Below are 24,369 nucleotides of genomic sequence, written 5' to 3' on the forward strand. Positions count from 1 at the left end.
GGCGTTGTGTCGAAAATCGTCGAGTAATTCGCGCAAGCGAATGATCAAATGGAAAGGGCGCCCATCCGGCGCCCTTTTTGATGCTAGGTTCTGATCAGTGCGTTTTCCTCAATGTAATCAGCGCATTCTGAGAAGCCACGCAAACGAATCTTTTGCAGTTCGTTCACTGTTACCGGAAGGTCGTACCCTGCTTGTCTGGATAGCCCTTCGCACTGGGGCCCAACTCTGGCGGCGCAACCAGACAGGACACCAGTTCCGATCCAAATCAGAATCAGAAATCGCATTGCGGAACCTCAACTATCGTTTCTTCGTTGTAGATGGTGCTGTCCACAAGTGTCATTTGTCCTCGCAGCATAATCGCGTTTTCGCTGGTTATGCCTTCAGGCAGCTTGAGTGACAGAACTCGGGCAAAGGTCTCACCAATTTTTGCCGCGTTTTCCACAGTCATTACTTGCTCAGATATTCGGAGCTGATTGTCCGGCGCATCGACAATTTCCCGGTAGTCGAGCTTGTATGCCTGAATGGAAAAACTGACGGGCTCAATAATTATTCCTTTTGGGTTTTTCACCTGGATTCTGGCGGCAAGCGTACAGTCATCGTGAATTTTCGAGGTAACGGTCAAGGTCGCGTGAGAAGAATGATCCTGTCGAACAAGAACATACCAACCGGCGACCAACGCGGCTGTTATCACAACAATTTTTTGGACAATGTCCAACAACTTATCGGCAGTTTCCATTCACCAACTCTCCACCATCGTTTGGTCACCTGCGGCATTGGCACGCAAGAAAATGCCAGGCAAAGCCTATTTGAGGTGAACCATCGTATATTGGTTGGCTTGAAATCAAGAAGTTAGCTGGAATTTCCCCCGGAACCCTTCTGTGGCCACCAAAAGGCGTGAGATCCAGAAATGCGACAACAAGAGGAGTGGTCCTTACCTGTGCCAGTTTGGTAAGGGTCGACAGTTTGAGTGTGACCACTCGTGATCAGCCTGCTCGGAGTTGCGAAGGATCAATCCGCCGCCAGTTGAGCAGCAGCCCTAACAGCCTTGATGTTCTTGCCGTAAATTTCAGGTTTGTCCACCGACCCGCCCTTGAAAACCGCCGATCCGGCGACCAGAACATCGGCTCCTGCTTCCGCAACCAGCGGGGCAGTTTTGGGGTCTACACCACCGTCGATTTCGATGTGCACCGGGCGGTCGCCGATCATCTGGCGCAGGCGGCGGATTTTTCTGGTCATGTCGATGAACTTCTGACCACCAAAGCCGGGGTTTACGGTCATAACGCAGATGAGATCGGTCAGATCCAACAGGTGCTCCACCGCTTCCGCCGGGGTGCCCGGGTTCAGCGCGATACCGGCCTTCATCCCTGCGGCGCGGATGGCCTGCAGGGTGCGGTGCGAATGCGGTCCGGCCTCGATATGGGCGGTCAGCACATCGGCCCCGGCATCCGCATAGGCCTGAATGTAGGGATCGACCGGCGCGATCATCAGATGCACGTCCATCACCGTTTTGACATGCGGGCGGAAGGCTTTGACGGCGGGCGGGCCAAAGGTCAGGTTCGGGACAAAATGGCCATCCATCACGTCGATATGCACCCAGTCGGCGCCCTGCGCCTCGATGGCCTGAATCTCGGCACCGAAATTGGCGAAATCGGCGGACAGGATCGACGGGGCGATCTTGATAGTGCGGTCAAAGCTCATGGTGGCCTCGTGTCATCTGAACAGTTGAGGATGCGTATAGCGTTGAGGTCAGATGATGGATAGCCCCCGCGACAATCGCGCCGTAACAAAACTTTCACCTTACTGACACACAGCCGTTGAACAGTGGCTGTAGCTGACCGCCAAGACGAATTGGGGGTGGCCTGTGCTGCGTATCGACAAACTGACCAAACGCTTCGGCGATAATCTAGCCGTGGATGCGGCGACCTTGGATGTGGACAAACCGTGCATGATCGGCATCATCGGGCGATCCGGCGCCGGGAAATCCACCCTTTTGCGGATGGTCAATCGCCTGACCGATTCCAGCGAAGGCAAGATCCTGTTCGAAGGCCGCGATGTCACCCAGTTGAAGGGGCGGGACAAGCGGGCCTGGCAAGCCGAATGCGCCATGATCTTTCAGCAGTTCAATCTGGTCCCGCGCATGGATGTGGTGTCGAACGTGCTGCATGGCACGCTGAACCGCCAATCGACGCTGGCCACCATGTTCAACCTGTTCCCGATGGAAGACATCCACCGCGCCATCGACATTCTGGATCGTCTGGGCATTGCCGAACATGCGCCGAAACGGGCCGAGGCCCTTTCGGGCGGACAGCAACAGCGTGTCGCTATTGCTCGGTCGCTGATGCAGGACCCGAAAATCATTCTGGCGGACGAACCGATTGCCTCTCTGGACCCGATGAATGCCCAGGTGGTGATGCAAGCCCTGCGCCGCATCCACGAAGAGGATGGCCGCACGGTCATCGCCAACCTGCACACGCTGGATACCGCGCGCCGCTATTGCGACCGCGTCGTCGGCATGCGCGATGGTCGCATCGTCTTTGATGGGCTGCCGGAACAGCTGACCACCGGCGTCGCCCGCGAGATCTATGGGGCCGATGCGAGTTTCTCGGAAGAGGCGACCTCGACCGAGATCGAGACGCTCGACGTCACCCAGAAGGCCCTGATGGAAGCCGAAGCCACCATCTGAGCCACCCCAACCACCTTTCATCGCCCGACCCGATGAGAGGTCGGGGACATCAACCTGGAGAGAGACAGATGAAAAACCTAATTGCTGCCCTTGTTGCGACCACTGCCATGGCCGCGCCCGCTATGGCGCAGGAAATAAGCGAATTCCGCATTGGTATTCTGGGCGGCGAAAACGCCCAAGACCGAATGAGCAAAAACGAATGCCTGCGCGAATACACCGAAGAGCTGCTGGGCGTTCCGACCAAGCTGTTCGCCCCTGCCGATTATAACGGTGTGATTCAGGGCCTGCTGGGTGGCACGATTGACGTCGCTTGGTTGGGTGCGTCGGGTTACGCCAAAACCTATCTGAGCGATCCCGAAGCGGTTGAGCCGGTTCTGGTCAAGGTCAACAGTGATGGCGGCTATGGCTACTACTCGGTAGGCTTTGCGCGCAAAGACAGCGGAATCGCTTCGCTGGACGACATGAAGGGTAAGGCCTTTGGTTTTGGTGATCCGAACTCGACCTCGGGCTACCTGATCCCTTCGATCGAGATTCCACAGGCCACCGGTGCGACCATGGACTCGGGCGATTACTTCGGTGAGGTCAAGTTCACCGGCGGTCACGAACAGACTATCGTTGCGGTAAACAACGGTGACGTTGACGGCGGCGTGACCTGGGCCGACGGTCTGGGCGATTGGGAAGACGGCTATCAGTCGGGCGCGCTGCGCCGTGCTGTGGATGCCGGTCTGGTCGACATGAACGATCTGGTCCAGATCTGGAAATCTGCTCCGATCCCGGAAGGCCCGGTTGTTCTGCGCAAGGCTCTGCCCGAGGATGTCAAAGTTCAGGTCACCGAACTGTGGAATACGCTGGATGAAAAAGACCGCGAGTGTTTCTACGGCGTGGCAGCAGGCGAAGCCAAGAGCTTTGATCCCATCACGCACGAAGCCTACGAGGTCATCATCGAAGCGCGTAAGCTGAAGTCGAACTAAGCCTGCAACTCACATGATCGGGGTCCGGTGTTATACCGGACCCCGTTTTCTCAGGAGCATTCTATGACAGACCTGACCGCAGGGTCCCACAGTGTCGATCAGATCCGCGACGAATACTCAGAAATGACCCGGCGAAAACGGGCTTATGGTGGCATTCTCCTGATCCTGTTTGTGGCTTTGATGGCCGCAGGGTTCCGCACTGCGGATGATCGAAACGCAGGCAGTTTCGTTGACGGTTGGCGCAGGGTTTTCGACTATCCGGCCGAAGTTCTCTCGGAAGCGTGGGAAAAGATCGGCGCGATGCCGGAAAATCTGATCCGGTTCTTTCCGGCCCTGATTGAGACGATCAATATCGCGGCAGCATCAACCCTGATCGGTACGATTGTGGGGACATTTCTTGCCCTGATGTCGACACGGGGCATGGCGCAGTGGCCATCTCTGATCCCATTGTTTCGTCGGATTTCCGATATCTGCAGGGCCATCCCTGAAATCGTTATCGCGCTGGTTTTGATCTTTATTCTCGGCGGCGGTCCGGTTCCAGCAATGATTGCGATTGCCATCCATACCGCCGGTGCATTGGGCAAGCTATTCTCGGAAGTGAACGAGAACGCTTCGCTGAAGCCGATTGAGGGGCTGCATTCGGTGGGCGCGAACTGGTCGCAACGGATGTATTTGGGCGTGATCCCACAGGTCGGACCGAACTATGTCAGCTATGCCTTGCTGCGGTTCGAGATCAACATCCGTGCCTCGGCCATCCTCGGTTTCGTCGGTGCTGGCGGTCTGGGCTATGAGCTGCGCAACGCGATGTCATGGGGGCAGGGGCGCTACGACGAGGCCGCGGCCATCTTCCTTCTGCTTTTTGTCACAATCATGGTCGTGGATCAGCTGTCCGGCTATCTGCGGGATCGCCTGACCCACGGGTCTGAAAAAGGAGCTTCGGCATGACGACCTTTGCCACTGATCTGTCGACAGATGACCTCAAGGCCGAGGCCGGTCGTCTGTTCAACCGCAAACGGATCGTGAATTTCGGGTTGCCCGGCCTTGTCGCTGTTTACCTGATCTACGTGTTCTTTGCCTTTGACGTGCCGGGCTTGGCAGGGCGCGCAAACTGGGAAAACGGCAAGACGCTTGTTGCCGACACCTACAGTTACAAAACCCATGTCACGCGAGACAATCGCAATGGAGAGGTGTCCGTTGCGGTCGAAGGGGACCGCAAAGGCACCTATCCCGACGGAACCGCACCCGATTGGGTGGCGCTGGGCGAAACCACGATCATTGACCTGGAGGATGGTCACGTGGTGCGTTTCGGCCCTGAGACAATCGAATATGATATCCCCGGCTATGGCGTCGTGCGCGCCACACCCACCCGCGCCTCTGGGGTGCAGGCCGAGCTACCGGCGGGCGAGGTTCCAGACTGGATCAACGTCTCAAAAAACCGGCTGGCGATCACCACCGATGCGGGGCGTCTGACCGTGACCCGCAACCGGTCCGAAGTGTTCCGCTATTTTCCAGGATGGGAGCTGTTCTGGTTCACCCTCGACAGCCCGTATTATGGCAAATCTTTCCCCGAGTTGGTCAGCCGCGCCACCGCCGGTGAGGCCGGTGCCATTTTCAACGATTTCTGGACCAACAAGATCTGGCGGCATCAGGATGTGGCCTGGGCCATCTTCGAGACGATCCTGATGGCGTTTCTGGGCACCATGGGGGCAGGGATTATCGCCTTGCCACTGGCGTTCCTGGCGACGCGGAACTTTAACCCCTTGCGGTCGGTGCGCTTTGCCACACGGCGGGTGTTCGACTTTGTACGCGGTGTGGACGCCTTGATCTGGACCGTTGTTCTGGCACGGGCCTTCGGCCCAGGGCCGTTGACCGGAGCGCTGGCAATTCTGGTGACCGATACCGGGACATTCGGCAAGATATTCTCAGAAGCGCTGGAGAATGTGGATGAGAAGCAGATCGAGGGCGTGCAGTCGACCGGTGCGAATGCGCCGCAGCGCTATCGCTTTGGCGTGATCCCACAGATCACTCCCGTGCTGTTGAGCCAGCTTTTGTACTTTCTCGAATCCAACACCCGCAGCGCGACCATAATTGGCGCGATTACTGGCGGCGGCATTGGTCTGTTGCTGACGCAGGCGATCATCACTCAGAAAGATTGGGAAGAGGTCGCCTATTACATCGTTCTGATCATTCTCATGGTGATGTTGATGGATTGGTTCTCGGGCTGGTTACGGCGTCGTCTGATCCAGGGCGACAGCGGCAAGAAGAGCAGGCCGAGCAACGCGAAAACCAAAGATTTTATTCTGCCGTGAGCGCAGCTTGAAAGGTCAGATTCATGGCACGATTGCGCACGGATGAACCGTTCATCCATCCCGATTGCCAGATTACCAACAGCAGCTTTGGTGCATTTGTCGAGATTGGCACCGGCAGTCGGATCGCCAACGCGGTCTGGGGCGACTATTCCTATTGCGACCGGACCTGCGACATCGCCAACGCCCAGATCGGCAAGTTTTCGAACATTGCCAGCTTTACCCGGATCGGCGCCACGGATCACCCGTTGCAAAAGGCCTCGCTGCATCATTTTAGCTATCGGTCGGCTGACTATTGGGACGATGCCGAGGATGATGCCGAGTGGTTTGCCCATCGCGCAAGCCGGATCGCATATATCGGGCATGACACATGGATCGGTCACGGAGCGATCATCAAGCCCGAGGTGACAATCGGTAATGGTGCGGTCATCGCATCCGGGGCGCTGGTGACCAAAGACGTACCGCCCTACATGATCGTTGCTGGGGTGGCGGCCCAACCACTCCGCCCCAGGTTCCCACAAGCGGTTGCGGATCGGATGGAGCAGTTGGCCTGGTGGGACTGGGACAACAGCCGCTTGCGTGACGCATTGCCGGATTTTCGCAAACTAGAGGCCGAGGCGTTTTTGGAGAAATACGAATAGCTGGCCCTGTGACCCCAGGTGCTCCGCGCCCGCAGAAGCATCGGTTTCGCCGATCCCCCTTTGGGGCCTTGGGCCGGGCGCCGCGCTTTGCGCGGCGCTACGCCCAACGGGATGAGACCTCCGATAGGAGGTTGAAGACGGGCGGGAGACCTACGGGATCAATCCTCGTTTAGGGTCAGCGTGACTCGCTCTCCGGCAAAGGTTGTTCTTCCGTACTCGACAGGATTGCCATCGGGGTCTGCATTGATGCCGATCGAAAACAAGACCGGTGCGCCCTCGGGCAGGTGCAGGTGCAGAGCTTGAGTTGCCGTGGCAGCCCGCGCGGTCAAGCGGGTTGAGATGCGCGTGTAATCCGGCACATCGCATCTTTGCAGGGCTTTGGTGACGGATTGGGTTTCGGTCAGAATCTGCAGAATGTCAGGAAATCGCTTGGCCGGAAAAACGCTTTGAAACAGGCCGATGGGTTGCCCGTCGGCCAGAGACAGACCGTCATAGACATGCACCGTGTCGCCGGTATCAAGCCCCAATGCTTCTGCCTCGGCTTCATCCGCGGCCCGTGTGGTCAGGGCGAGGATCTTCTTGCCGGGCATCTTGCCGCTGGCCGAGATGCTCTTGTGGTATCGCACCCGCTTACCAATCGGATACTCGGTTGGTCGGGTGGCGACGAATACACCGGCCCCGCGCCTAGAATGGACCAGCCCCTGGTCGGCCATGTCAGACAGCGCCCGCCGAACCGTGTGGCGGTTAACGCCATGCGTTGCGGCCAGTTGCGCTTCGGTCGGCAGCCGGTCACCGGTTTGATATCGCCCTTCGGCAATGTCCGACGTCAGGCTTAGGGCGATGCTTTTCCAGATCGGCGTTTTGTTCATGTCACCAAAAATTCACACAGTTGCGATTGCGAGTCGCCGGGCGGCGGTCTATGATTTGTATAGTTGTATAGGATAAGTAGACAACCCCGCCAAGAGGCTTTGATGACACAACAGAGAGATTCCGCGACCGAGGCGCGTAAGACCTGGATGGGCCTGCTGGCCCGCGCGCCAGATGAAGCCACGTTGGCGCTGTGGGAGGGCCTCACGGACCGTCCCGGCTTTGAATGGCTGCGCAGCCCCGAAGTGGGCGGCGTGATGGTGCGCGGACGTACCGGCGCCACCGGGGCGCCGTTCAACCTGGGTGAAATGACGGTCACGCGCTGCTCGGTGGTCTTGCAGGATGGCACGGTTGGACATGGCTATGTTCAGGGCCGGTCAAAGCCCAAGGCCGAAGCTGCAGCTGTGATTGATGCGATGATGCAGACTGCGGCAGCAGACCATGTGCGGGAAAACCTGCTCGGTCCGCTGGAACAGAAAATGCAGGCGGTCAAAATCGCGCGGGCGGCAAAGGCGGCCGCAACCAAAGTAGAATTCTTCACGCTGGTTCGGGGAGAAGATTGATGACTGCGCAAACTCAATTCTCGGGCGGGTTCCAGAACATACCGGTTGATTCCGCACATGCTTTTCGCGCGGCGATGACGGTGATGGCCCGCCCTGGAGAAATCCGCAGCCTGTCAGGGGCCGTGCCCCCAGCGCCTTTGTCGGTAGCAGCGGGCACTTTGTTGCTGACTTTATGCGACCCGGAAACCAAGGTACATCTGGCGGGTGAGCTCGACACCGACGCGCTGCGCGAATGGCTGACCTTCCACACCGGCGCGCCGCTGGTTCCTGCTGTCGAGGCGGATTTCGCCGTCGGCACTTGGGGCGAACTTGGTGGGCTGGATCGCTATCGCATCGGAACTGCAGAGTATCCGGACCGGTCAACCACTCTGATTGTTGAGCGTGACGGCCTGGATCAGTCCGGTGCCATTTTGCACGGTCCCGGTATCAAGCAGAGCGCAGGCTTGAACCTACCCGATATCCCTGCGTTGCAACGTAATGCGGCTCTTTTCCCTTTGGGATGTGACTTCTTCTTTACCTGCGGTGACAAGGTCGCGGCCCTGCCGCGCAGTACCCAGATCAGCGCGGAGGGTTAAGCGATGTATGTTGCCGTCAAAGGAGGCGAAAAGGCTATTGAGAATGCCCATGCCTGGTTGGCCGAAGAGCGCCGAGGCGCCCCGGATGTGGCCGAGCTTAGCCTAGTCCAGATCCGGGAGCAGCTGAGCCTGGCGGTGAACCGGGTGATGGCAGAAGGATCGCTGTATGATCCGGACCTTGCCGCACTGGCGATCAAACAGGCGCGTGGTGATCTGATCGAAGCGATCTTTCTGATCCGCGCCTATCGCACGACATTGCCGCGTTTCGGTTATTCCGAACCGGTTGAAACGGGCAATATGGCCTGTGACCGTCGGATATCGGCGACGTTCAAGGATGCGCCGGGCGGGCAGGTGCTGGGCCCGACATTCGACTACACCCACCGCCTGCTAGATTTCAAACTGGCTGCGGATGGCGAAACTCTACCCGCGCCCGAAGGTACGGCGCGACACGAGCCGACCCCGCATATCACCGAATTCCTCAAGGGTGAGGATATTATTCAGGACGAGCCGGTCAGCGATGCTACGCCTGGCGACCTGACCCGCGAACCGCTGGAGTTTCCGGCGGACCGTCCGCTGCGGTTGCAATCGCTGGCGCGCGGGGATGAAGGGTTTGTGCTGGGCATGGCCTATTCGACTCAGCGCGGCTATGCCCGCAACCACGCCTTTGTTGGCGAGCTGCGGATCGGCAAGGTCGCGGTCGAAATGGACATTCCCGAACTGGGCTTTGCCATCGAGATCGGCGAAGTCGAGTTGACCGAATGTGAGACGGTGAACCAGTTCCAAGGCTCAAAGACTGAGCCGCCACAGTTTACACGCGGCTATGGGCTCGTCTTTGGCCAGTCTGAACGCAAATCCATCGCCATGGCTCTGGTCGACCGGGCGCTGCGGTGGGAGGAGCTGGGCGAGGACAATCTGGGCGCACCTGCACAGGACGAGGAATTTGTCCTGAGCCACTCAGACAATATTCAGGCAACCGGTTTCCTCGAACATATCAAGCTGCCGCATTACGTGGATTTTCAATCCGAACTGGAACTGGTGCGCAAGCTGCGACGCGAGGCCGAGGAACGGGCTGCATCGAGGGAGGATGCGGAATGATCTCTGAACGCTTTGCCCTACAGGCTCGTCCTACGGTTCAAAAACCAGTCGCTGCCCTGATTGGGCGATTTTCTGCCGAAAGCTTCGCGCGAATTCACGATTTCAAGCGATTCCCATTCGCACGAAAGGTCGCGGGCCATGGCCCCGAGGCGCCACTTTGCGCGAAAATTGCGCCAGATAAAATAGAGCATAACCGCCAAAATGAGCGAGCAAATACCAAATACGTTCATAAAAACACCAGAAACAAAATAGTTACATCAAATGACTGAATATAACTTCGCATATCTGGACGAACAAACCAAGCGGATGATCCGTCGGGCGATCCTCAAGGGGTTGGCTATTCCCGGATATCAGGTGCCATTTGCCAGCCGAGAGATGCCGATGCCTTATGGCTGGGGTACCGGGGGCGTGCAGGTATCTGCCGCAACTTTGACCCCGGACGATACGTTCAAGGTGATTGATCAGGGCGCGGATGATACGACCAATGCTGTGTCTATCCGTAAGTTTTTCGAGAATACGGCGGGCGTCGCCACCACCGAGGAAACCGAGAAGGCGACGGTCATCCAGACCCGCCACCGCATTCCCGAGGCGAAGCTGCGCGCGGATCAGATTCTTGTCTATCAAGTGCCGATCCCGGAACCGCTGCGGTTTCTGGAACCGCGCGAGACCGAGACACGCAAGATGCACAGCCTCGAAGAATACGGGTTGATGCACGTGAAACTGTACGAAGACATCAGCCAGCATGGTGCGATCTCAACCGCTTATGCTTATCCTGTGATGGTCTCGGACCGTTATGTGATGGACCCGTCCCCCATCCCGAAATTCGACAACCCAAAGCTTGAGATGGACGCGATCCAGCTCTTTGGCGCGGGCCGCGAGCAACGTATCTACGCGGTGCCACCGCATACCAAGGTCGTCAGCCTCGATTTCCAGGACTACCCGTTCGAGGCCACCAAGGCCGACCATCCCTGTGATCTGTGCGGGGCCGAGGACAGCTATCTGGATGAAGTCATCATGGATGATGCAGGCACCCGCATGTTTGTTTGCTCGGACACTGATTATTGCCGGTCGCGCCGCGAGGCGGGCCATGTGGGCCGTTTGGCCAGAGAGGATGCCGCATGAAACGAGAAGATGTGCTTGGAATTGACCACCTTGGCCTTACGGTTTCGGACCTCGACGCCACGCGGACGTTCTTTGTCGATGCGCTGGGTTGGGAGGTCTTCGGCAGCAATCCGGATTATCCGGCGGTTTATGTAACCAATGGCGCGGCGAAGCTGACGCTTTGGCAGCAAAAAGGCAAGGGGCTACAGGGGTTTGACCGGCACAAGAACGTCGGGTTGCATCATGTTGCATTGAAAGTTCCCGATGAAGAAGCGCTGACTGCGGTTTTCGATGCGGTCAAAGACTGGCCTGCCGTCGCTGTCGAGTTTGCACCTGAACCCTCGGGTTCAGGTCCGAAACTCCATTTCATGATCCGAGAGCCGGGCGGCAATCGGATCGAGTTTTCATATGACCCAAGGTGAATGAAATGACACCGCTGCTGTGTGTACAGGATATCAGAAAATCCTACGGGGCCCGTATCGGCTGTACCGATGTGAGTTTTGATCTCTATCCCGGCGAGGTGATGGGGATCGTAGGTGAGAGTGGTTCGGGCAAGTCAACCCTGCTGAACTGTCTGGCGGGTCATCTGGAGCCGGATGCGGGGCAGGTGATCTTTGACACTCGTGCAGACGGTCCGGTGGATACCGTGACCATGTCGGAACCTGAACGCCGGATGCTGAGCCGCACCGATTGGGCATTCGTGCACCAACATGCGCGCGATGGCTTGCGTATGTCTGTCAGTGCGGGCGGAAATATCGGCGAACGACTGATGGCCGTAGGTGGCCGCCACTATGGCGATATCCGCGACAAGGCGATCGACTGGCTGGGTCGGGTTGAGATCGAAGTGGAGCGGGTTGATGATCGTCCGACCGCGTTTTCCGGTGGCATGCAGCAGCGCCTGCAGATCGCGCGGAATCTGGTGACCGGCCCCAGGCTGGTCTTCATGGATGAACCGACTGGTGGTCTGGACGTCTCGGTACAGGCTCGCCTGTTGGACCTGTTGCGCGGGTTGGTTCGGGAAATGGGGCTGAGCGCCATCATTGTCACCCATGATCTTGCCGTTGTCCGTCTGCTGGCGGATCGGCTGATGGTGATGAAAAGCGGTCATGTGGTCGAGGCCGGATTGACTGATCAGGTTCTGGACGATCCGCAGCATGCCTATACGCAACTGCTGGTGTCCAGCGTGTTGCAGGTATGAGGGCCGGGACCATGATTGAACTGAACAATGTCAGCAAAAGCTTTACCCTGCACAATCAGGGCAGCGCGGTGATCCCGGTCATGCAGGGCGCTACACTCAGGGTTGAACCGGGTGAGTGTGTGGCGCTGACCGGCGCGTCAGGCGCAGGGAAATCCACCTTGATGCGGGTGATCTATGGCAACTATCTGGCTGCCTCGGGCCAGGTTCTGGTCGGTGGTTTAGACGTCGCCAAGGCTGAACCGCGCGAGATCTTGACCCTGCGGCGCGAAACGCTGGGCTATGTCAGCCAGTTCCTGCGTGTTGTGCCCAGAGTGCCAACGCTTGAGGTCGTGGCCGAGCCGCTTCTTGCCGTTGGTTGCGATAAACAGAAGGCACTGGACAAGGCCGCGGGTCTGCTCGAGCGTCTGAATATTCCTGAACGGCTCTGGTCCCTTAGTCCGACGACCTTTTCGGGCGGCGAGCAGCAGCGCGTGAACATCGCACGCGGTTTTGCCCATGAGTACCCGGCCATGCTGCTGGATGAACCCACGGCCAGTCTGGATGCGCAGAATCGCGAAACCGTCCTGTCCCTGATCCTTGAGGCGAAAGAGCGCGGAGCGGCGATTATCGGCATCTTCCATGATGTTGACGGACGGAAGCAGGTTTGCGATCGCGAGATCAACGTTTCGCAATTCACGCCGGGAATTGCGGCATGACGCTTGCCCCGGTCATAGCGGTTGTCGGTCCGTCAGGTGTCGGCAAAGACAGTGTGATTGAGGCGTTGGAAACTCGCGCAAAAGGTATCCAGCGGCTGCGCCGTGTCGTCACCCGCCCCGAAGGCGAAGCGGGGGAAGATTTCAAACGGGTCACAGATGACGCGTTTCGACAGATGGAAGGTGAGGGCGCATTCGCGCTCAGCTGGCATGCACATGGGTTGCTCTATGGGGTGCCGAAAGAGATTGCGCAGCAACGTCAGGTGGCAGATGCGGTTCTGGTCAACCTGTCGCGCGCTGTGTTGTTGCAGGCGCAAGAGATCTTTGGCGATCTGATTGTTATCTCGTTGACCGCAGACGCGAGCGTTCTGGAGCAACGCTTGTCATTGCGCGGGCGCGAAAGTGACAGCGAACAGGCGCGTCGGTTGGGCCAGGCCAAGACCCCTTTGCCTAAGGGGCTGGTCCGGGTGATCGAGGTCGACAATTCTGGTGCTCTGCAGGATACGGTGGCCATAATTTTGTCCCGCCTTCAGTTGGAAAGCGCATAGCGATGGATCAGGTGAAACCGTCCATCCTCGGCCTCGCCCATCAGGGCCAGATCCGCAATTCGAAAGGGCTTCGGCAAAAGCGGCCCCAGATGGTTTTCCAGGGTGCGCTGGACCGAATCCAGCACGGGCTTGTCCAACCTACCGCTCAAGGTGATGTGAAACCGAAACGCGTTCAGCACATAGGGGTAACCCCATTTGACCAAGTTGGCGTCCTGATCCGGTGTCAGTCTGGAGGCGCGGCGATGGTCAAGTTCAGCCGCCGACGGTGGGGACCGGAACATATCAAGCTCTTGAACACAGGCGGCGGCCAACGCGTTCAGCGCGGCTATGTCGCCCAGTGGTCGCAGGGCCAGAAACCGGCCAAGGCGGGCAATCTCAAGACCCTCCATCATGATCGCGCATTGGCTGGCAGCAAGGGTGGCGCAGGCCTCTTGCAACGCTGTGACGGATTGCCCCTCGCGCAGGCGGAACGGGGGTTTCATGGTCGCGTGCAGCCCGTATTTTCGCGGTACCTCCGTAACCGCTGCAACATCCACACCATCCAGCCCAGGATGGGCGACCTTGGTGCCAGCCTCCATGTCCCAGCCCAGCCAACGGGTTGCGAATTGCGTCCACTCCGCCGTGGCGGGTGGCGCAAAGTAGATCGCGTATCGCGTGAATGTCACATTGGCCTCCTATTGCGTGGCCTTCCAATACCTCAAACTGTGTGAAGTTCAGATGACAGAAGAATTGATCCTTGCCAATGCCACGCTGATCCTGCCCGACGAAACCATTAACGGCAGCGTCCGGGTTGAGGGCGACAGCATCACCGAGATCGATACAGGCGCAGCGGTTCCAAGCGGTGCAATCGATTGTGAGGGTGACTATGTCAGCCCCGGTCTGGTCGAGCTGCACACAGACAATCTGGAACGTCATATCCAGCCCCGCCCCAAGGTCGACTGGCCCCATGCGGCGGCAATTCTTGCCCATGACGCCGAACTGGCCAGCACGGGCATCACAACCGTGTTCGATGCGATGCGCGTCGGATCGATCCCGACTGGTCCGCGCTACAACAAATACGCACGTGGCCTGTCCCGCGAGCTGTGGCAGTTACGAGAGCAAGGCGCCTTAAAAATCAGCCATTTCCTGCATTTGCGGGCCGAGGTGTGTTCAGAAACGCTGGTCGAAGAACTGGATGAATTCGGCCTCGAGGACCGTGTCGGGCTGGTGTCACTGATGGACCACACGCCCGGTCAGCGTCAATTCCGCGATATCTCAAAGCTCGAAAGCTATCTGAAAGGAAAGCTGGGGTTGGAGGGCAAGGAATTCCAGCAGCATGTCATGGACCTCAAGGCGATGAGGGACAGGAATGGCGAAAAGCACGAGGTGGAAACCGTAAAAGCGGCCAAACGTTTTGGGGCCATGCTGGCCAGCCATGACGACACCACCCGGGAACAGGTACATGTGTCAGCGGGCCACGGTATCCGGCTGGCCGAATTCCCCACTACCGTCGAAGCGGCGCGGGCTTGCCATGATCACGGGATCAAGGTGATGATGGGGGCGCCAAATGTAATCCGGGGCGGGTCACATTCGGGGAATGTGGCCGCCAAAGAACTGGCCGATCTGGGACATCTGGATATTCTGTCATCGGACTATGTGCCGGCCGCGTTGTTGCTGTCGGCGGCACGGCTGGGCGAGATGTGGGGCAACATGGCCCGTGGACTGCGGACCGTTACGATGTCCCCGGCGCAGGTGGTCGGGCTGAAAGACCGTGGCGAGCTGCGCGCAGGCGCGCGCGCCGACGTCATTCGGTTCCGGATGCGTGAAGGGGCGCCTGCCCTGAACGGAGTGTGGTCGCGAGGGCGACGTGTGGCCTGATCAGGCCCTGTAGAAAAGGTATCGGTCGGGTGCGATTGTCTCCGGTCCGGTGATCTGTTCAAACCCAACCAGTGGTTGGCCGGATATCAGCAGCCCACCGGGCAGCATGACCTGAGCGATCAGCGGGCTGAGCATCGCCGCCTCAGTCACATCATCCTGCTTGATACCGCGCCCGAAATCGTAATGTGCCAATGCTATTTTCGGGCCACCGGCTGCTAGTTTCTTTAACATAGGACCCGCTTCGCCCTGCAGAAAATCCTCTGCCGGAGGGGTGCTGGACGGGTGGCACTGTAAAACCCTGTCCATGACCCAGATGCGCCGGTCTGGTAGAATTTCACGCAGGTGATCGTAGGTGCGGCCATTCCCCAAACCCATGTCCAGTATATCGCCGCTCGTATCTGTAATCTGATCGACCGCCCAGTTCAGCCCGTCGCGTTGGGCCGTCAGGCGGCGCAGCATTGAATCCAATCGGCTCATTCGGGTCTCCGTGATTTATCGTTTTTTGGGGCGGTCCAGACGGTCGCCGGACCATCCAGAAACCGCGTCAGAAGGTCCTGCGTAAAGGACCAGATTTCCTCGTCATGCACCAGGTGATGCGTCAGGATCCCAAACGGCTCGGTATTGTCCGCAGGCCCTTCGCGCCTGTCCCGCAGCAGATCTGTGGCCTGAGCGATCAGCTTGTCCCGAGGGGCCAACCCCCGTGACCCGCGCCAATCGATCGGGTCCAGATGCGTGTTGACCTGCGTAAGGCCAGGTGCCGCCATCTTTGCCTTTCGGGGCGTCGCAGTGGACAGGATTTGATATCCCAGGCCCGGCAGTTCCTGCACCATTTCTGAGGCGATACGGTTCCACGGCGGCACGAACATTGGGCACAGCTTGTCGGGAAACAGGGTCTGTAGCCGGGTCAGCCCGGCTCGTGCATCGTTGCGGATGTCCTGAATGGGGCGATGCAGTTGAAACTCTGATTTCTTCTCACTTTTCTGAGCATGGTTTTGATGGGCCCAGCCATGGACCACCGGTATCAATGCGGGCGAGCCTTCGACATGGGTAACCAGATCTTCATCTGCGTCGCGCGGAATAATCGCCAGATGAACCGGCAGTTCCTGTGATGCGGACAGCGCCTCCAAACGTTCCAACTGTGGCGTGACACAGACCGCGTCATCATCCCTCCACCACAGCGGCAGGGACAGCCCGTCGCGCCGCCACATATCAAGCTCGGTCATCAGGGGTTGCCAGTCAGCGGTCATGAGCGTGATCCAACAGTGATCTTACAATCTCAACAGACTTTTCTGCCCCGTTGAAACCTTGGCCGGTGCTTGGTCGTTTGGGGGCAGCCAGGATGGCCTCGACAGCCTGCGCCAGTGTTTCTCCAGTCAATTGGTCACTCGGCAATACGTCGATCGCGCTGAGTTTTGACAGGCTTTGGCTGCGCAAAGTCTGCTCGACTTCGCTTCCGTCGTCGAAGGGGATAAAGACCGAGGGTGTGCCAGACTGCAAGATGTCCAACGCAGTGTTGTAACCGCACATGCTGACCGACGCGGCGGCCAAGGGCAGCATTTGGCGAAAGTCCGGGCGCACCGGTTCTAACGTCACAGGGGCGTCGCCAGCCAGTTTTGTCAGGTGTTTTATACGTGCCGAGGCGTCCTGTCCGCCCACCAAAAGGCGCCAGCGCCTGTTGGGCATCTTTCGTGCGGCCTCGATGGCCGCCTGAAAGATAGGCTCGCCCACCGACCCACCGCCAGCGCTTACCAGAATCTCACCTTTACCGATCCCTTCGGGATGCGGGGTCGGTGCCGTAGGGGCCACGAACCCGGTATAGAACAGGCGATGCGCCAGACGTTCCGAGACTGGCCAGCTTACATCCAGCGGGATCATGTTCTGGTCTGAATGGACAAGGACACCGTCAAAGAGGTCAAGAATGATTTCCTCGGTGCGCTGGACTTTGGCAGGTTTGGATGGGGGCGCCAGTATGTCCCTGACAGATCCCAAAATAACCGGACGGGGACCCTGTGCGTGGGCAGCATCCAACAGGGCGTCAAACTCATCCGCCAGGGATCTGCGGCCAAAGGGGTAAAGCTCGGTTATCAATACATCCGGAGCAAAGCTCCGCAGCGCCTCTGTCAGGGCAACCTTGCGAGCGTCGAAATAGGCAGCATCTGCGACCTCATCCGTTTGCGTCAGCAATCGCGTGAAATTGGTGCCGTCTGAGCGCAATGGCGGCAGCCCTAGCAAGTCGATCCCGGTATGGTCCAGCTGCGGCGCGGACATTCCGCCCGAGACCAGCAAGACCTTGTGACCCTCAGCGGCAAAGGCCCGGCCCAATGTAAGTGCGCGGCTCAGATGTCCGGTGCCCAGCAGATGGGTCACAACAATCATCACCCTCATATGCGGGTCTCCTGCCGGATCAAACGGATAGGGTCAGTTTCGGGGCGCATGGACTCCATGTCCACGATATAGAGGCGGTTGCGCTTGATCTTAAAGGGGGCGGGGCCGTCAAAATCCCATCCCCAGGCGCGGGCCAGAATGACCCGCATGATACCGATATGGCAAACGGCTACGGTATTTTCGCCAAGACTGGCAAGCCAAGGTTCCAGCCGCTGCCAAATTTCGCCGGGGCTTTCACCTCCGGGGGGTAGGAAACCCCAACCCCAATCCTCGATATGGCGATAACCGCTTGCGGGATCGGCAATGAGATCGGTGCCGTGCTGCCCCTCCCAAGCGCCCCAGTTCATTTCTGTGAGGGCCTCGGACTTCAACGGTTCGCGCCCTGAAACCAGTTTTGCCGTCTGGGCCGCACGCGCCAAGGGACTGGACCAGACCATAGCCTGATCCCAAGGGGAGGGCAGGGAATAGCATGCCAGTTCTGTCTGAGCCTGTTCATCTAATGGAATATCGCTGCGCCCCTGAATACGCCCGGCGCGGTTCCACGCCGTATGCCCGTGGCGCAATAGGGCGAGCTTGCTCATGTGGATGCCTCCAGCAAAGGATCAACAGCCGTCCAGAACCGATCAGTTGCCTCGGGCATCAGGTGGCGCGCGGCTATATATGCGGCCGATTGGCTGCCTTGAGAAGACCGCAGTGCCGGATTGTCCAGAAGAGTGCGCAGCCTTGCGGCCAGCCCCTTGGCCCCTTCAGCAACCGAAGGATAGTCGGACGGCATCAGCACATCCCGGACGCCCGGCCTGTCTTGTGCAACCACGGGGATGCCATGTGCCTGAGCCTCTAGATAGATCATGCCATAGGCCTCATTCACGCCGGGCCAGACCATCAGGGATGCGGTAGCATAAGCCTTGCGCAGCGCGTCGCGATCAAGTTGCCCCAGAAACCGGACTTTAGTGCCAAACTTGGCCATCAGCGCTTCGATTTCGGCGCGGGCGGGACCATCGCCCGCAATAGACAGGGACCAATCGCCCGGCAGGTGGCGCAGTGCCTGTTCAAGCACCCGGTAAGAGGCCAGCTTGTCGCCGTGTCGCATCATGCCCACGGCCAGCATCGGGCCATCGCAGCTAGAGGCCTGCGGCAGCGAGGAGGCGGGAAGAAACGGCGGAAGCTCGACAAGCGTCTGATTTCCGAACTGCTCGCGTTCAAGCGTGATGAGGTCATTGGCGGTGTGATAAAAGATCACCCGGGCCGCGTCGCAGGCCTGATGGGCCGCTTGGGCAAACCCTGACCATGGCCCCTGAAGGCGGCTGTAGGCACGGGTGCTTTCAAGCTGAACATAGGGTATGTTTCGCGCCGTACTTACACGGGGTCCAATCAGATCAGGGGCCTTGTAATAATTGTGATAGGTCACCCATAGTGCAGTGTCAGCAGGCAGGTCGCAGGTCAGGCGCAGCACCTCGGCATCAGCCTCATGGCGCAGCTTGGCCTGGACCTCTTTGTCGCCGTGCTTGTCGAATACGCGCAGGTCCGAGGCCAGATCCACCGCATCCCCTCGGGCTTGGATTGCCAGAAGAAGATTTCGTGCCATTTCCCGGTCCCCCGACGGCACCGGGCTGTTGGGGGATTTCATCGGGGCATAGAAGGCGATGCGCGGCATCAGCTCTTATGCGCGCCCAGCGCGCTTAACCTGGCAGACAAAAGCGCTATGCCCGGGTCCATGCGGAATTCGGCGATCAGGCGATCATAGGCAGCGCCCGCCATACCAGCAGCCTGCGCGGGGTTGGCCGCCAGCTGTGCAATCGCATTTGCCAGCGCGACCGGATCGTCGTCCGTCAGGACGCCATGCGTGCCTGTCTCGATAAACTCAGGAATCGCAGAAACGGGGGTCGAAAGGATTGGCAGATATTGCGAGGCGGCTTCCATCAACACATTGGGCAGGCCATCCCGGTCCCCATCTGCGGCGATCCGGCTGGGCAGAACAAAGAGGTCTGCTGTGCGCATCGCGGCGATGACCTCGGGTTGGTCACAGGCCCCTTTCCAGGTGATGCGCCCGGACAACCCGGCCGATGCGGCCCGGTTCTGCAAGGTATCGCTCAGGCTTCCTCCGCCGATATGCGTCCAGTGCCAGTCAAGATCGTCCGGCAGCATGGCGAATGCATCAATCAGGCGATCGAAGCCTTTCTTTTCGACCAACCTCCCAACGGACAGCATATGAAAAGGGCTGTCAGCGGGGCGTAAGCCGCGTTCCGGCGGGGCGGGAAAGCGGCCCAGGTCCAGCCCGTGATAGATCAGTTCAACCCGTGCTGGATCGTCGGCGAGGCTGCGCAGATGCTGGGCGCCGATCGCGGTGCAGGTTGCACCAAAAGCTGCTCCGTAAGTGTCCGAGTGCAACTTTTCCGATTTTTCCCAGTCCGGTGACGTCCAGATATCTTTTGCATGGGCTGAAAAGCTCCACGGAAGGCCGCGCATGATCGCGGCATAGCGCGCGACCGACGAGGGCGTATGCATGAAATGCGCATAGAGAACCTGTGTGCTGGCGGGCAATTCCGCAGCCAGAACGCAGGCCTGGCCGAACCGACGGATGCGGTTATGCGTGGGATCGCGGCGCAAATCAGCGCGCCAGACCTTATGGGCCGCGCCGTATCCCGGCAGGCGCTGCGTTAGTTCGCGCGCAGCCCATATGCGCTGAGGTTCTTGATGCAGATATTCCGGCAGATATCGAACCTGGCCACGAAACCTGTCGTGCAGCGGATGCCGTTTCACATCGGTTGGATGACGCAGGGACCAGATGTCGAACTGATGGCCTGCCTCTTGCAGAGCAACAAGTTCCTGCGCGATGAACGTTTCGGACAGGCGCGGCCACCCTTTGACCAGCACCGCCAGATTGGGCGCGCCTGCGGTCATCCGGTTGCCCGTTCCTGTTCCTGATTCAGCAATACCTCAATGCGCCCGGTGACATAGTCCAACCCGTCCAGCAGGCCCTGTTCAATGGCCTGAGACGGCAATGGCTGATGTGGTAGATCGCGAATGGCACGGACCATGGAATCGGTTGTTAGCCCGTCACGGAACTCGTCCAACATCCGGATCAGTCCCAGATCCTCGGCGCGTGAGGCACGGATCCACTGTTCCATACGCGGACTGGTCCGTGGAACAATGACGGCGCGTTTGTCAAAGGACAGGACCTCGCAGAACGTATTATACCCACCCATACAGACGACGCCAGCCGCGCCGTGGAACAGCGTTTCGATCTGGGATTCAAAGCCGACGGCGGTCACACGCCCGTTCAAGGCGGCCACACGGGTTTCGAATTCGTCCCGCAGATCACCAGACAGGAACGGGCCATAGACCAATACCGCTCGTGGTGACAGGTCGGGGTCCTTTTCGTAAGCCGAAAGAACCAAGTTTACCATCGCCTTGCCGTCCCCACCACCACCTGGGGTAATCAGGATATAGGGCTGTTCCGGTGGGGTACCGATTGGCCCCAGATCACGACGCAAATAGCCAGTCCAGTGAATGCGCGACTGGGCCGCGTGATTCAGAGGCAGCCCCTTGGTCGGATCATAGATCGAACGCAGTCCGTAAACCCAGATTTCATGATAGAATCTTTCGGTCGCTGCAGTTGCCTCTTTCCGTTCCCACTCTGCGGCCAGAACTTCGGGTTCATCCAGAACATCACGCAAACCCAGCACCAGTTTGGTGCGCTGCGAGAGCAACAGGTTTTCGAGTGTTGGCAATAGCTCGCCGCGGAACCCGGTGGGTTCTTTGTCTACGATCAGAATGTCCGGGTCGAACTGCTGAACGGCGGTCTGAATCAGCCCCGATCGCAACTCGGTCACCTCGTCGATCCCCATCCCGATTGTCTGAGACGCGTATGACCCGTCCGCCCGTTTGGTCACGCCAGGCAGACGCACGTGGTCGACCCTGCGCGGAAATGTGAACCGGCCAGCGACGGGCGATCCGGTCAGGATCAGGGATGATGCCGTTGGATCCGCCTGCGTAATTGCGGCGGCCAGTGCACGAGACCTGCGCAGATGGCCCAGCCCGAACGTGTCATGGCTGTAGAACAGGATCCGTGGCGCGCGGCCAGTAGTATCGTTTTGTCTTCCTAGGCTCATGCCTTCGCCTGTCTTAAGTGTCTTGGTGTCGGTCCGCGCATCGGCACCTGTTAGCTTATCGTCTTTCACCCGTCTTGCCAAAGGGCCTTGTGACCCGCCGACTGGAAGGGACTGCGTAAAACGTCAGCCATTCCTCTGGTAAGCCGCAAGGTGCCTTTTCGTTTTTGCGCAAAGACCTTAGCTGCTTGCCCGAAAGTGTATGCCCAGCCCGTCATATTCAGTTTTGAAGCGGATGAAAACATCCGATTCCAACTCATTGCACCCGGAACACGCCTGTGCACTTTATCGGGACCGCAGCGGCGCACAAATTGAAGTGTTCGGAAAGCTTCTGTAACCTGCCACAACATGCGACCCGGAAGCGAGAATTCATGAGATTTAACCTATTGGCTGCAATGGCCCTGTTCGTCTGGGTGGCTATGCTATCTCTGGGGTCGGAAGCGACGGCGCAGACTTCGCTTATACCCGGGTATGGCTCGGGGTCTGGCACGACATCCGAAGCAGATAAGGAAAGCGATCTGGCTGACGCGATCCGATCGGCCACCGAAGCGGGTGCAAGCGTCATTGTCATCGACAGCGCCGGTCAGCTTGTCTCATCTGGTGGCAATACCGCCTCGACGCACGACGATATCGCCCATGACCCGATGTCCGAAGGGTCACAGTTGATGAAGGCGCAAGAGCGGTTCTCGAAGTTCCGCGAGTCGATGGAGTCGCGCCTGCAGGCTTTGCCGTATTCGATCTTCGAAGTGCAATATGTTTTGCGAGAGACCAGCCCGGACGGCCGAATACAGACCTATGTCGAAGTGTTGGGCTGGAATATACTCTTCCTTCTTCTGGGGCGCTGGCTGTCGATAGAAATCTACGGCAAGCGTCTTGCAAAAAGGCTGGTGGTGGCGCGGTCAAAAGAAGATCCGCAAGGCTATCGCGAAAAAATGCCCTTTCTGGTCTTTCGCTTTTTCATGGGTGTTGGGGCCACGATCTTCGCGATGCTGATGGCCCTGATCGTGGGCTATCTGATCTTTGGCGAGGCTGAAGATCTTTCGATTCAGTTCACGACCACCGCCATATTCACGGCTTTCTTTCTTGCACGCACAGTTTCCGATCTTTGGCGTATGGTGTTGTCTCCTTACCTCAGTCAGTACCGGCTGCCGCCCTTTTCCGACCGGGAGGCAAAACGCCTTTACGTCTGGGCCTCGGCAATCGCGACATATGATATCTCGGTAGTATTGTTTTCTACCTGGGTTGCGGATTTTGGTCTGAACTACAATGTCTATGCGATGGTCTATGGCGGCCTGACCATGTTTGGCGCCTTGGGCAATGTTCTGATGATTCTGTTCAACGCGCGCGCCATCTCGAACGCGATCCGAGGCGGGCGGTCAAAGGAACAGGTATCCTGGATTTTGCGCCTGATATCGATTGCCTGGGCGCCGGTTCTGGCAGTTTATATCGTGTTCAGCTGGTTCAAACTGGCTGTTGATCTGGTGCTTGAGAACGAGAATTCCATTCCGATTGTTGCCAGCAGCTATGCCATCTTCATGTCTGTGGTCATTGCCTATGGCGCGATGAACTATCTGCTTGAACGCTACTTCGTCCGCAATCGCCAGATTGAAGAGCTGAACACAGAGACTGGCGCCGGCGTTGAAGAGGATGAGATTCCCCAAACCCCGCAAGCTGAAAAGAGAAAGCACTCGATCGTCACCTATGAGGATCTGGCGCGACGTGTGGCCGGTATCCTGGCATTTGTCGTCGGGTTATATGCTCTGGTCGTAATCTGGAATCCGGACGCAAGCTGGAGCGAAGACCTGCCTATTGAACGGGCTCTGGACGTGATGGTTATCCTGTTCATGGGCTATATCTTGTTCCATTTCTTTCGTGTCTGGATTGATACCAAGATTGCTGAGGAAGAAGACGTAGCCGGTGGAGAGGTTGAACTGGGCGACGAGGGCGGGGAAGGCGGGCAAAGCCGTCTTGCGACACTGCTTCCATTGTTCCGTGGCGCAATTCTGGCGGTTGTTGTTGTGACCATCGTTCTGATTGTCCTGATGGAATTGGGAATCAATGTCAGCCCGCTGTTCGCCGGTGCCGGTGTCGTGGGTCTGGCCGTTGGGTTCGGGTCGCAAACGCTAGTCCGGGATATCTTCTCGGGCGCGTTCTTCCTGATGGATGATGCCTTCCGCAAAGGCGAATATATCGACATTGGCGATGTGAAGGGGACGGTCGAGAAAATCTCGGTCCGGTCGTTCCAGTTGCGGCACCATCTGGGCGCACTGAATACGATCCCCTTTGGCGAAATCAAGGTTCTTACCAACTATTCGCGTGATTGGGTGATCATGAAGTTGCCCCTGCGGGTGACCTATGACACCGATGTCGAAAAAGTGCGGAAACTCATCAAGAATTTGGGCCAAGAGCTTTTGAGCGATCCGGTGATTGGGGATAATTTTATCCAGCCGTTGAAATCGCAGGGCGTGATCGAAATGCAGGATTCGGCGATGATCATTCGGGTCAAGTTCATGACCAAGCCGGGCGATCAGTGGCTGGTGCGTAAGAAGGTCTATCAGGATATCCGCGAATTGTTTGCTCGCGAAGGGATCAAGTTTGCTCATCGTGAGGTGACCGTCAGGCTTGCCGACGGAAAAGAGGCCGAAAACCTGACACCGCAGGAACGCGAAGCGGTGACCGGTGCAGTGCATGCGGCCATCGACGAGGATTATCTGGACGATATCGGTCCTGGAGGCGACGACCGCTAGGGACCGCTCCCGCCTCTTTGGGCTGCTTCTC

General features: G+C 58.4%; 27 protein-coding genes. 16 read left to right on the forward strand and 11 right to left on the reverse strand.

The features are described from left to right. Positions 1-271 precede the first annotated feature (271 nt). Both AC2FH0_RS19665 and rpe read right to left on the reverse strand, forming a co-directional pair. Positions 272-736 (reverse strand): hypothetical protein, encoded by a 465-nt coding sequence (locus AC2FH0_RS19665; protein WP_496704073.1) that lies wholly within the window; start codon positions 734-736, stop codon positions 272-274. Positions 737-1,008: 272 nt separating this feature from the next. Further along, positions 1,009-1,698, reverse strand: coding sequence for a ribulose-phosphate 3-epimerase (gene rpe / locus AC2FH0_RS19670; protein ID WP_496790157.1), 690 nt, complete (start codon positions 1,696-1,698; stop codon positions 1,009-1,011). 163 nt (positions 1,699-1,861) lie between these two features. On the opposite strand from rpe, the gene phnC reads away from it, so the two are divergent. From phnC to AC2FH0_RS19695, 5 genes are all read left to right on the forward strand, one after another. Beyond that, a complete protein-coding gene (gene phnC, locus AC2FH0_RS19675) occupies positions 1,862-2,683 on the forward strand; it encodes a phosphonate ABC transporter ATP-binding protein (protein WP_496790158.1) in 822 nt (273 codons plus the stop codon). A gap of 68 nt (positions 2,684-2,751) precedes the next feature. Continuing rightward, positions 2,752-3,654 (forward strand): phosphonate ABC transporter substrate-binding protein, encoded by a 903-nt coding sequence (gene phnD / locus AC2FH0_RS19680; protein WP_496703501.1) that lies wholly within the window; start codon positions 2,752-2,754, stop codon positions 3,652-3,654. A 63-nt stretch (positions 3,655-3,717) separates the two neighbouring features. Next, positions 3,718-4,599 carry a phosphonate ABC transporter, permease protein PhnE gene (gene phnE / locus AC2FH0_RS19685; protein ID WP_496698859.1) on the forward strand — a complete coding sequence of 294 codons (882 nt, stop codon included), beginning with the start codon at positions 3,718-3,720 and terminating at the stop codon, positions 4,597-4,599. After that, positions 4,596-5,963: a phosphonate ABC transporter, permease protein PhnE gene (gene phnE, locus AC2FH0_RS19690; protein ID WP_496790159.1), complete on the forward strand. Its 1,368-nt coding sequence runs from the start codon at positions 4,596-4,598 to the stop codon at positions 5,961-5,963. Before phnE (AC2FH0_RS19685) ends, phnE (AC2FH0_RS19690) begins: the two co-directional genes overlap by 4 nt. 23 nt (positions 5,964-5,986) lie before the next feature. Next, positions 5,987-6,601, forward strand: a complete 615-nt coding sequence (locus AC2FH0_RS19695) for an LbetaH domain-containing protein (protein ID WP_142639333.1) — start codon at positions 5,987-5,989, stop codon at positions 6,599-6,601. A 158-nt stretch (positions 6,602-6,759) separates the two neighbouring features. On the opposite strand, the gene phnF is transcribed toward AC2FH0_RS19695, so the two are convergent. After that, positions 6,760-7,470: a phosphonate metabolism transcriptional regulator PhnF gene (gene phnF, locus AC2FH0_RS19700; RefSeq protein ID WP_496790160.1), complete on the reverse strand. Its 711-nt coding sequence runs from the start codon at positions 7,468-7,470 to the stop codon at positions 6,760-6,762. A gap of 102 nt (positions 7,471-7,572) precedes the next feature. Here phnF and phnG point away from each other — a divergent pair, with 102 nt between their 5' ends. From phnG to AC2FH0_RS19745, 9 genes are read left to right on the forward strand one after another with little or no spacing between them, the layout of a single operon-like run. Next, the gene (gene phnG, locus AC2FH0_RS19705; protein WP_496709910.1) at positions 7,573-8,031 is read left to right on the forward strand and encodes a phosphonate C-P lyase system protein PhnG; all 459 of its coding nucleotides are present in this window, start codon (positions 7,573-7,575) and stop codon (positions 8,029-8,031) included. Further along, on the forward strand, positions 8,031-8,606 hold the full coding sequence (phnH, locus tag AC2FH0_RS19710; protein ID WP_496709911.1) for a phosphonate C-P lyase system protein PhnH: 576 nt from the start codon (positions 8,031-8,033) through the stop codon (positions 8,604-8,606). Before phnG ends, phnH begins: the two co-directional genes overlap by 1 nt. A 3-nt stretch (positions 8,607-8,609) precedes the next feature. After that, complete coding sequence (locus AC2FH0_RS19715; RefSeq protein WP_496790162.1) at positions 8,610-9,701, forward strand: carbon-phosphorus lyase complex subunit; 1,092 nt, start codon at positions 8,610-8,612, stop codon at positions 9,699-9,701. Further along, positions 9,698-9,970 carry a hypothetical protein gene (locus AC2FH0_RS19720; protein WP_496709912.1) on the forward strand — a complete coding sequence of 91 codons (273 nt, stop codon included), beginning with the start codon at positions 9,698-9,700 and terminating at the stop codon, positions 9,968-9,970. The genes AC2FH0_RS19715 and AC2FH0_RS19720 overlap by 4 nt, the downstream gene beginning before the upstream one ends. Next, positions 9,963-10,823: an alpha-D-ribose 1-methylphosphonate 5-phosphate C-P-lyase PhnJ gene (locus AC2FH0_RS19725; RefSeq protein ID WP_142639343.1), complete on the forward strand. Its 861-nt coding sequence runs from the start codon at positions 9,963-9,965 to the stop codon at positions 10,821-10,823. The genes AC2FH0_RS19720 and AC2FH0_RS19725 overlap by 8 nt, the downstream gene beginning before the upstream one ends. Next, the gene (locus tag AC2FH0_RS19730) at positions 10,820-11,224 is read left to right on the forward strand and encodes a VOC family protein (protein ID WP_282027594.1); all 405 of its coding nucleotides are present in this window, start codon (positions 10,820-10,822) and stop codon (positions 11,222-11,224) included. Before AC2FH0_RS19725 ends, AC2FH0_RS19730 begins: the two co-directional genes overlap by 4 nt. Before the next feature lie 5 nt (positions 11,225-11,229). After that, a complete protein-coding gene (phnK, locus tag AC2FH0_RS19735) occupies positions 11,230-12,000 on the forward strand; it encodes a phosphonate C-P lyase system protein PhnK (RefSeq protein ID WP_496703514.1) in 771 nt (256 codons plus the stop codon). Between the two features lie 11 nt (positions 12,001-12,011). Continuing rightward, the gene (gene phnL / locus AC2FH0_RS19740) at positions 12,012-12,695 is read left to right on the forward strand and encodes a phosphonate C-P lyase system protein PhnL (protein WP_496704081.1); all 684 of its coding nucleotides are present in this window, start codon (positions 12,012-12,014) and stop codon (positions 12,693-12,695) included. Further along, positions 12,692-13,240, forward strand: coding sequence for a ribose 1,5-bisphosphate phosphokinase PhnN (locus tag AC2FH0_RS19745; protein ID WP_496790163.1), 549 nt, complete (start codon positions 12,692-12,694; stop codon positions 13,238-13,240). The genes phnL and AC2FH0_RS19745 overlap by 4 nt, the downstream gene beginning before the upstream one ends. Here AC2FH0_RS19745 and AC2FH0_RS19750 read toward each other — a convergent pair. Continuing rightward, a complete protein-coding gene (locus AC2FH0_RS19750; RefSeq protein WP_496790164.1) occupies positions 13,222-13,905 on the reverse strand; it encodes a DUF1045 domain-containing protein in 684 nt (227 codons plus the stop codon). The two genes, AC2FH0_RS19745 and AC2FH0_RS19750, sit on opposite strands and share 19 nt — an antisense overlap. Before the next feature lie 52 nt (positions 13,906-13,957). Between AC2FH0_RS19750 and AC2FH0_RS19755 the strand changes: the two genes are divergently transcribed. Then, entirely contained in the window at positions 13,958-15,097 is a 1,140-nt protein-coding gene (locus tag AC2FH0_RS19755; protein ID WP_496790166.1) for an alpha-D-ribose 1-methylphosphonate 5-triphosphate diphosphatase, read from the forward strand. Here the strand turns inward: AC2FH0_RS19755 and AC2FH0_RS19760 are convergent, their stop codons facing one another. Genes AC2FH0_RS19760 through AC2FH0_RS19790 form a run of 7 tightly spaced genes read right to left on the reverse strand, consistent with a single transcriptional unit; the run spans position 15,098 to position 21,594 of the window. Next, positions 15,098-15,574: a class I SAM-dependent methyltransferase gene (locus AC2FH0_RS19760; RefSeq protein WP_282022256.1), complete on the reverse strand. Its 477-nt coding sequence runs from the start codon at positions 15,572-15,574 to the stop codon at positions 15,098-15,100. Further along, complete coding sequence (locus AC2FH0_RS19765; protein WP_496790167.1) at positions 15,571-16,344, reverse strand: polysaccharide deacetylase family protein; 774 nt, start codon at positions 16,342-16,344, stop codon at positions 15,571-15,573. Before AC2FH0_RS19765 ends, AC2FH0_RS19760 begins: the two co-directional genes overlap by 4 nt. Further along, entirely contained in the window at positions 16,334-17,482 is a 1,149-nt protein-coding gene (locus AC2FH0_RS19770; protein ID WP_496790168.1) for a glycosyltransferase family protein, read from the reverse strand. The genes AC2FH0_RS19765 and AC2FH0_RS19770 overlap by 11 nt, the downstream gene beginning before the upstream one ends. Then, positions 17,479-18,063 carry a histidine phosphatase family protein gene (locus AC2FH0_RS19775; RefSeq protein WP_496709918.1) on the reverse strand — a complete coding sequence of 195 codons (585 nt, stop codon included), beginning with the start codon at positions 18,061-18,063 and terminating at the stop codon, positions 17,479-17,481. Before AC2FH0_RS19775 ends, AC2FH0_RS19770 begins: the two co-directional genes overlap by 4 nt. After that, complete coding sequence (locus tag AC2FH0_RS19780) at positions 18,060-19,136, reverse strand: glycosyltransferase family 4 protein (protein ID WP_496790169.1); 1,077 nt, start codon at positions 19,134-19,136, stop codon at positions 18,060-18,062. The genes AC2FH0_RS19775 and AC2FH0_RS19780 overlap by 4 nt, the downstream gene beginning before the upstream one ends. Beyond that, positions 19,136-20,383, reverse strand: coding sequence for a glycosyltransferase (locus tag AC2FH0_RS19785; RefSeq protein WP_496790170.1), 1,248 nt, complete (start codon positions 20,381-20,383; stop codon positions 19,136-19,138). The genes AC2FH0_RS19780 and AC2FH0_RS19785 overlap by 1 nt, the downstream gene beginning before the upstream one ends. Further along, a complete protein-coding gene (locus AC2FH0_RS19790; protein WP_185956733.1) occupies positions 20,380-21,594 on the reverse strand; it encodes a glycosyltransferase family protein in 1,215 nt (404 codons plus the stop codon). The genes AC2FH0_RS19785 and AC2FH0_RS19790 overlap by 4 nt, the downstream gene beginning before the upstream one ends. Positions 21,595-21,962: 368 nt before the next feature. Here AC2FH0_RS19790 and AC2FH0_RS19795 point away from each other — a divergent pair, with 368 nt between their 5' ends. After that, on the forward strand, positions 21,963-24,338 hold the full coding sequence (locus tag AC2FH0_RS19795; protein WP_496707689.1) for a mechanosensitive ion channel domain-containing protein: 2,376 nt from the start codon (positions 21,963-21,965) through the stop codon (positions 24,336-24,338). Positions 24,339-24,369: the final 31 nt, after the last annotated feature.

The sequence above is a fragment of the Ruegeria sp. CDSC051 genome, assembly GCF_059610665.1.

Bases quoted from the DNA above. Each gene is read 5' to 3' on its own strand.
- AC2FH0_RS19665 (WP_496704073.1), bottom strand. From the start codon at position 736: ATGGAAACTGCCGATAAGTTGTTGGACATTGTCCAAAAAATTGTTGTG.
- rpe (WP_496790157.1), bottom strand. From the start codon at position 1,698: ATGAGCTTTGACCGCACTATCAAGATCGCCCCGTCGATCCTGTCCGCC.
- phnD (WP_496703501.1), top strand. From the start codon at position 2,752: ATGAAAAACCTAATTGCTGCCCTTGTTGCGACCACTGCCATGGCCGCG.
- phnE (WP_496698859.1), top strand. From the start codon at position 3,718: ATGACAGACCTGACCGCAGGGTCCCACAGTGTCGATCAGATCCGCGAC.
- phnE (WP_496790159.1), top strand. From the start codon at position 4,596: ATGACGACCTTTGCCACTGATCTGTCGACAGATGACCTCAAGGCCGAG.
- AC2FH0_RS19695 (WP_142639333.1), top strand. From the start codon at position 5,987: ATGGCACGATTGCGCACGGATGAACCGTTCATCCATCCCGATTGCCAG.
- phnF (WP_496790160.1), bottom strand. From the start codon at position 7,470: ATGAACAAAACGCCGATCTGGAAAAGCATCGCCCTAAGCCTGACGTCG.
- phnG (WP_496709910.1), top strand. From the start codon at position 7,573: ATGACACAACAGAGAGATTCCGCGACCGAGGCGCGTAAGACCTGGATG.
- phnH (WP_496709911.1), top strand. From the start codon at position 8,031: ATGACTGCGCAAACTCAATTCTCGGGCGGGTTCCAGAACATACCGGTT.
- AC2FH0_RS19715 (WP_496790162.1), top strand. From the start codon at position 8,610: ATGTATGTTGCCGTCAAAGGAGGCGAAAAGGCTATTGAGAATGCCCAT.
- AC2FH0_RS19720 (WP_496709912.1), top strand. From the start codon at position 9,698: ATGATCTCTGAACGCTTTGCCCTACAGGCTCGTCCTACGGTTCAAAAA.
- AC2FH0_RS19725 (WP_142639343.1), top strand. From the start codon at position 9,963: ATGACTGAATATAACTTCGCATATCTGGACGAACAAACCAAGCGGATG.
- AC2FH0_RS19730 (WP_282027594.1), top strand. From the start codon at position 10,820: ATGAAACGAGAAGATGTGCTTGGAATTGACCACCTTGGCCTTACGGTT.
- phnK (WP_496703514.1), top strand. From the start codon at position 11,230: ATGACACCGCTGCTGTGTGTACAGGATATCAGAAAATCCTACGGGGCC.
- phnL (WP_496704081.1), top strand. From the start codon at position 12,012: ATGATTGAACTGAACAATGTCAGCAAAAGCTTTACCCTGCACAATCAG.
- AC2FH0_RS19745 (WP_496790163.1), top strand. From the start codon at position 12,692: ATGACGCTTGCCCCGGTCATAGCGGTTGTCGGTCCGTCAGGTGTCGGC.
- AC2FH0_RS19755 (WP_496790166.1), top strand. From the start codon at position 13,958: ATGACAGAAGAATTGATCCTTGCCAATGCCACGCTGATCCTGCCCGAC.
- AC2FH0_RS19760 (WP_282022256.1), bottom strand. From the start codon at position 15,574: ATGAGCCGATTGGATTCAATGCTGCGCCGCCTGACGGCCCAACGCGAC.
- AC2FH0_RS19765 (WP_496790167.1), bottom strand. From the start codon at position 16,344: ATGACCGCTGACTGGCAACCCCTGATGACCGAGCTTGATATGTGGCGG.
- AC2FH0_RS19770 (WP_496790168.1), bottom strand. From the start codon at position 17,482: ATGAGGGTGATGATTGTTGTGACCCATCTGCTGGGCACCGGACATCTG.
- AC2FH0_RS19775 (WP_496709918.1), bottom strand. From the start codon at position 18,063: ATGAGCAAGCTCGCCCTATTGCGCCACGGGCATACGGCGTGGAACCGC.
- AC2FH0_RS19780 (WP_496790169.1), bottom strand. From the start codon at position 19,136: ATGCCGCGCATCGCCTTCTATGCCCCGATGAAATCCCCCAACAGCCCG.
- AC2FH0_RS19785 (WP_496790170.1), bottom strand. From the start codon at position 20,383: ATGACCGCAGGCGCGCCCAATCTGGCGGTGCTGGTCAAAGGGTGGCCG.
- AC2FH0_RS19790 (WP_185956733.1), bottom strand. From the start codon at position 21,594: ATGAGCCTAGGAAGACAAAACGATACTACTGGCCGCGCGCCACGGATC.
- AC2FH0_RS19795 (WP_496707689.1), top strand. From the start codon at position 21,963: ATGAGATTTAACCTATTGGCTGCAATGGCCCTGTTCGTCTGGGTGGCT.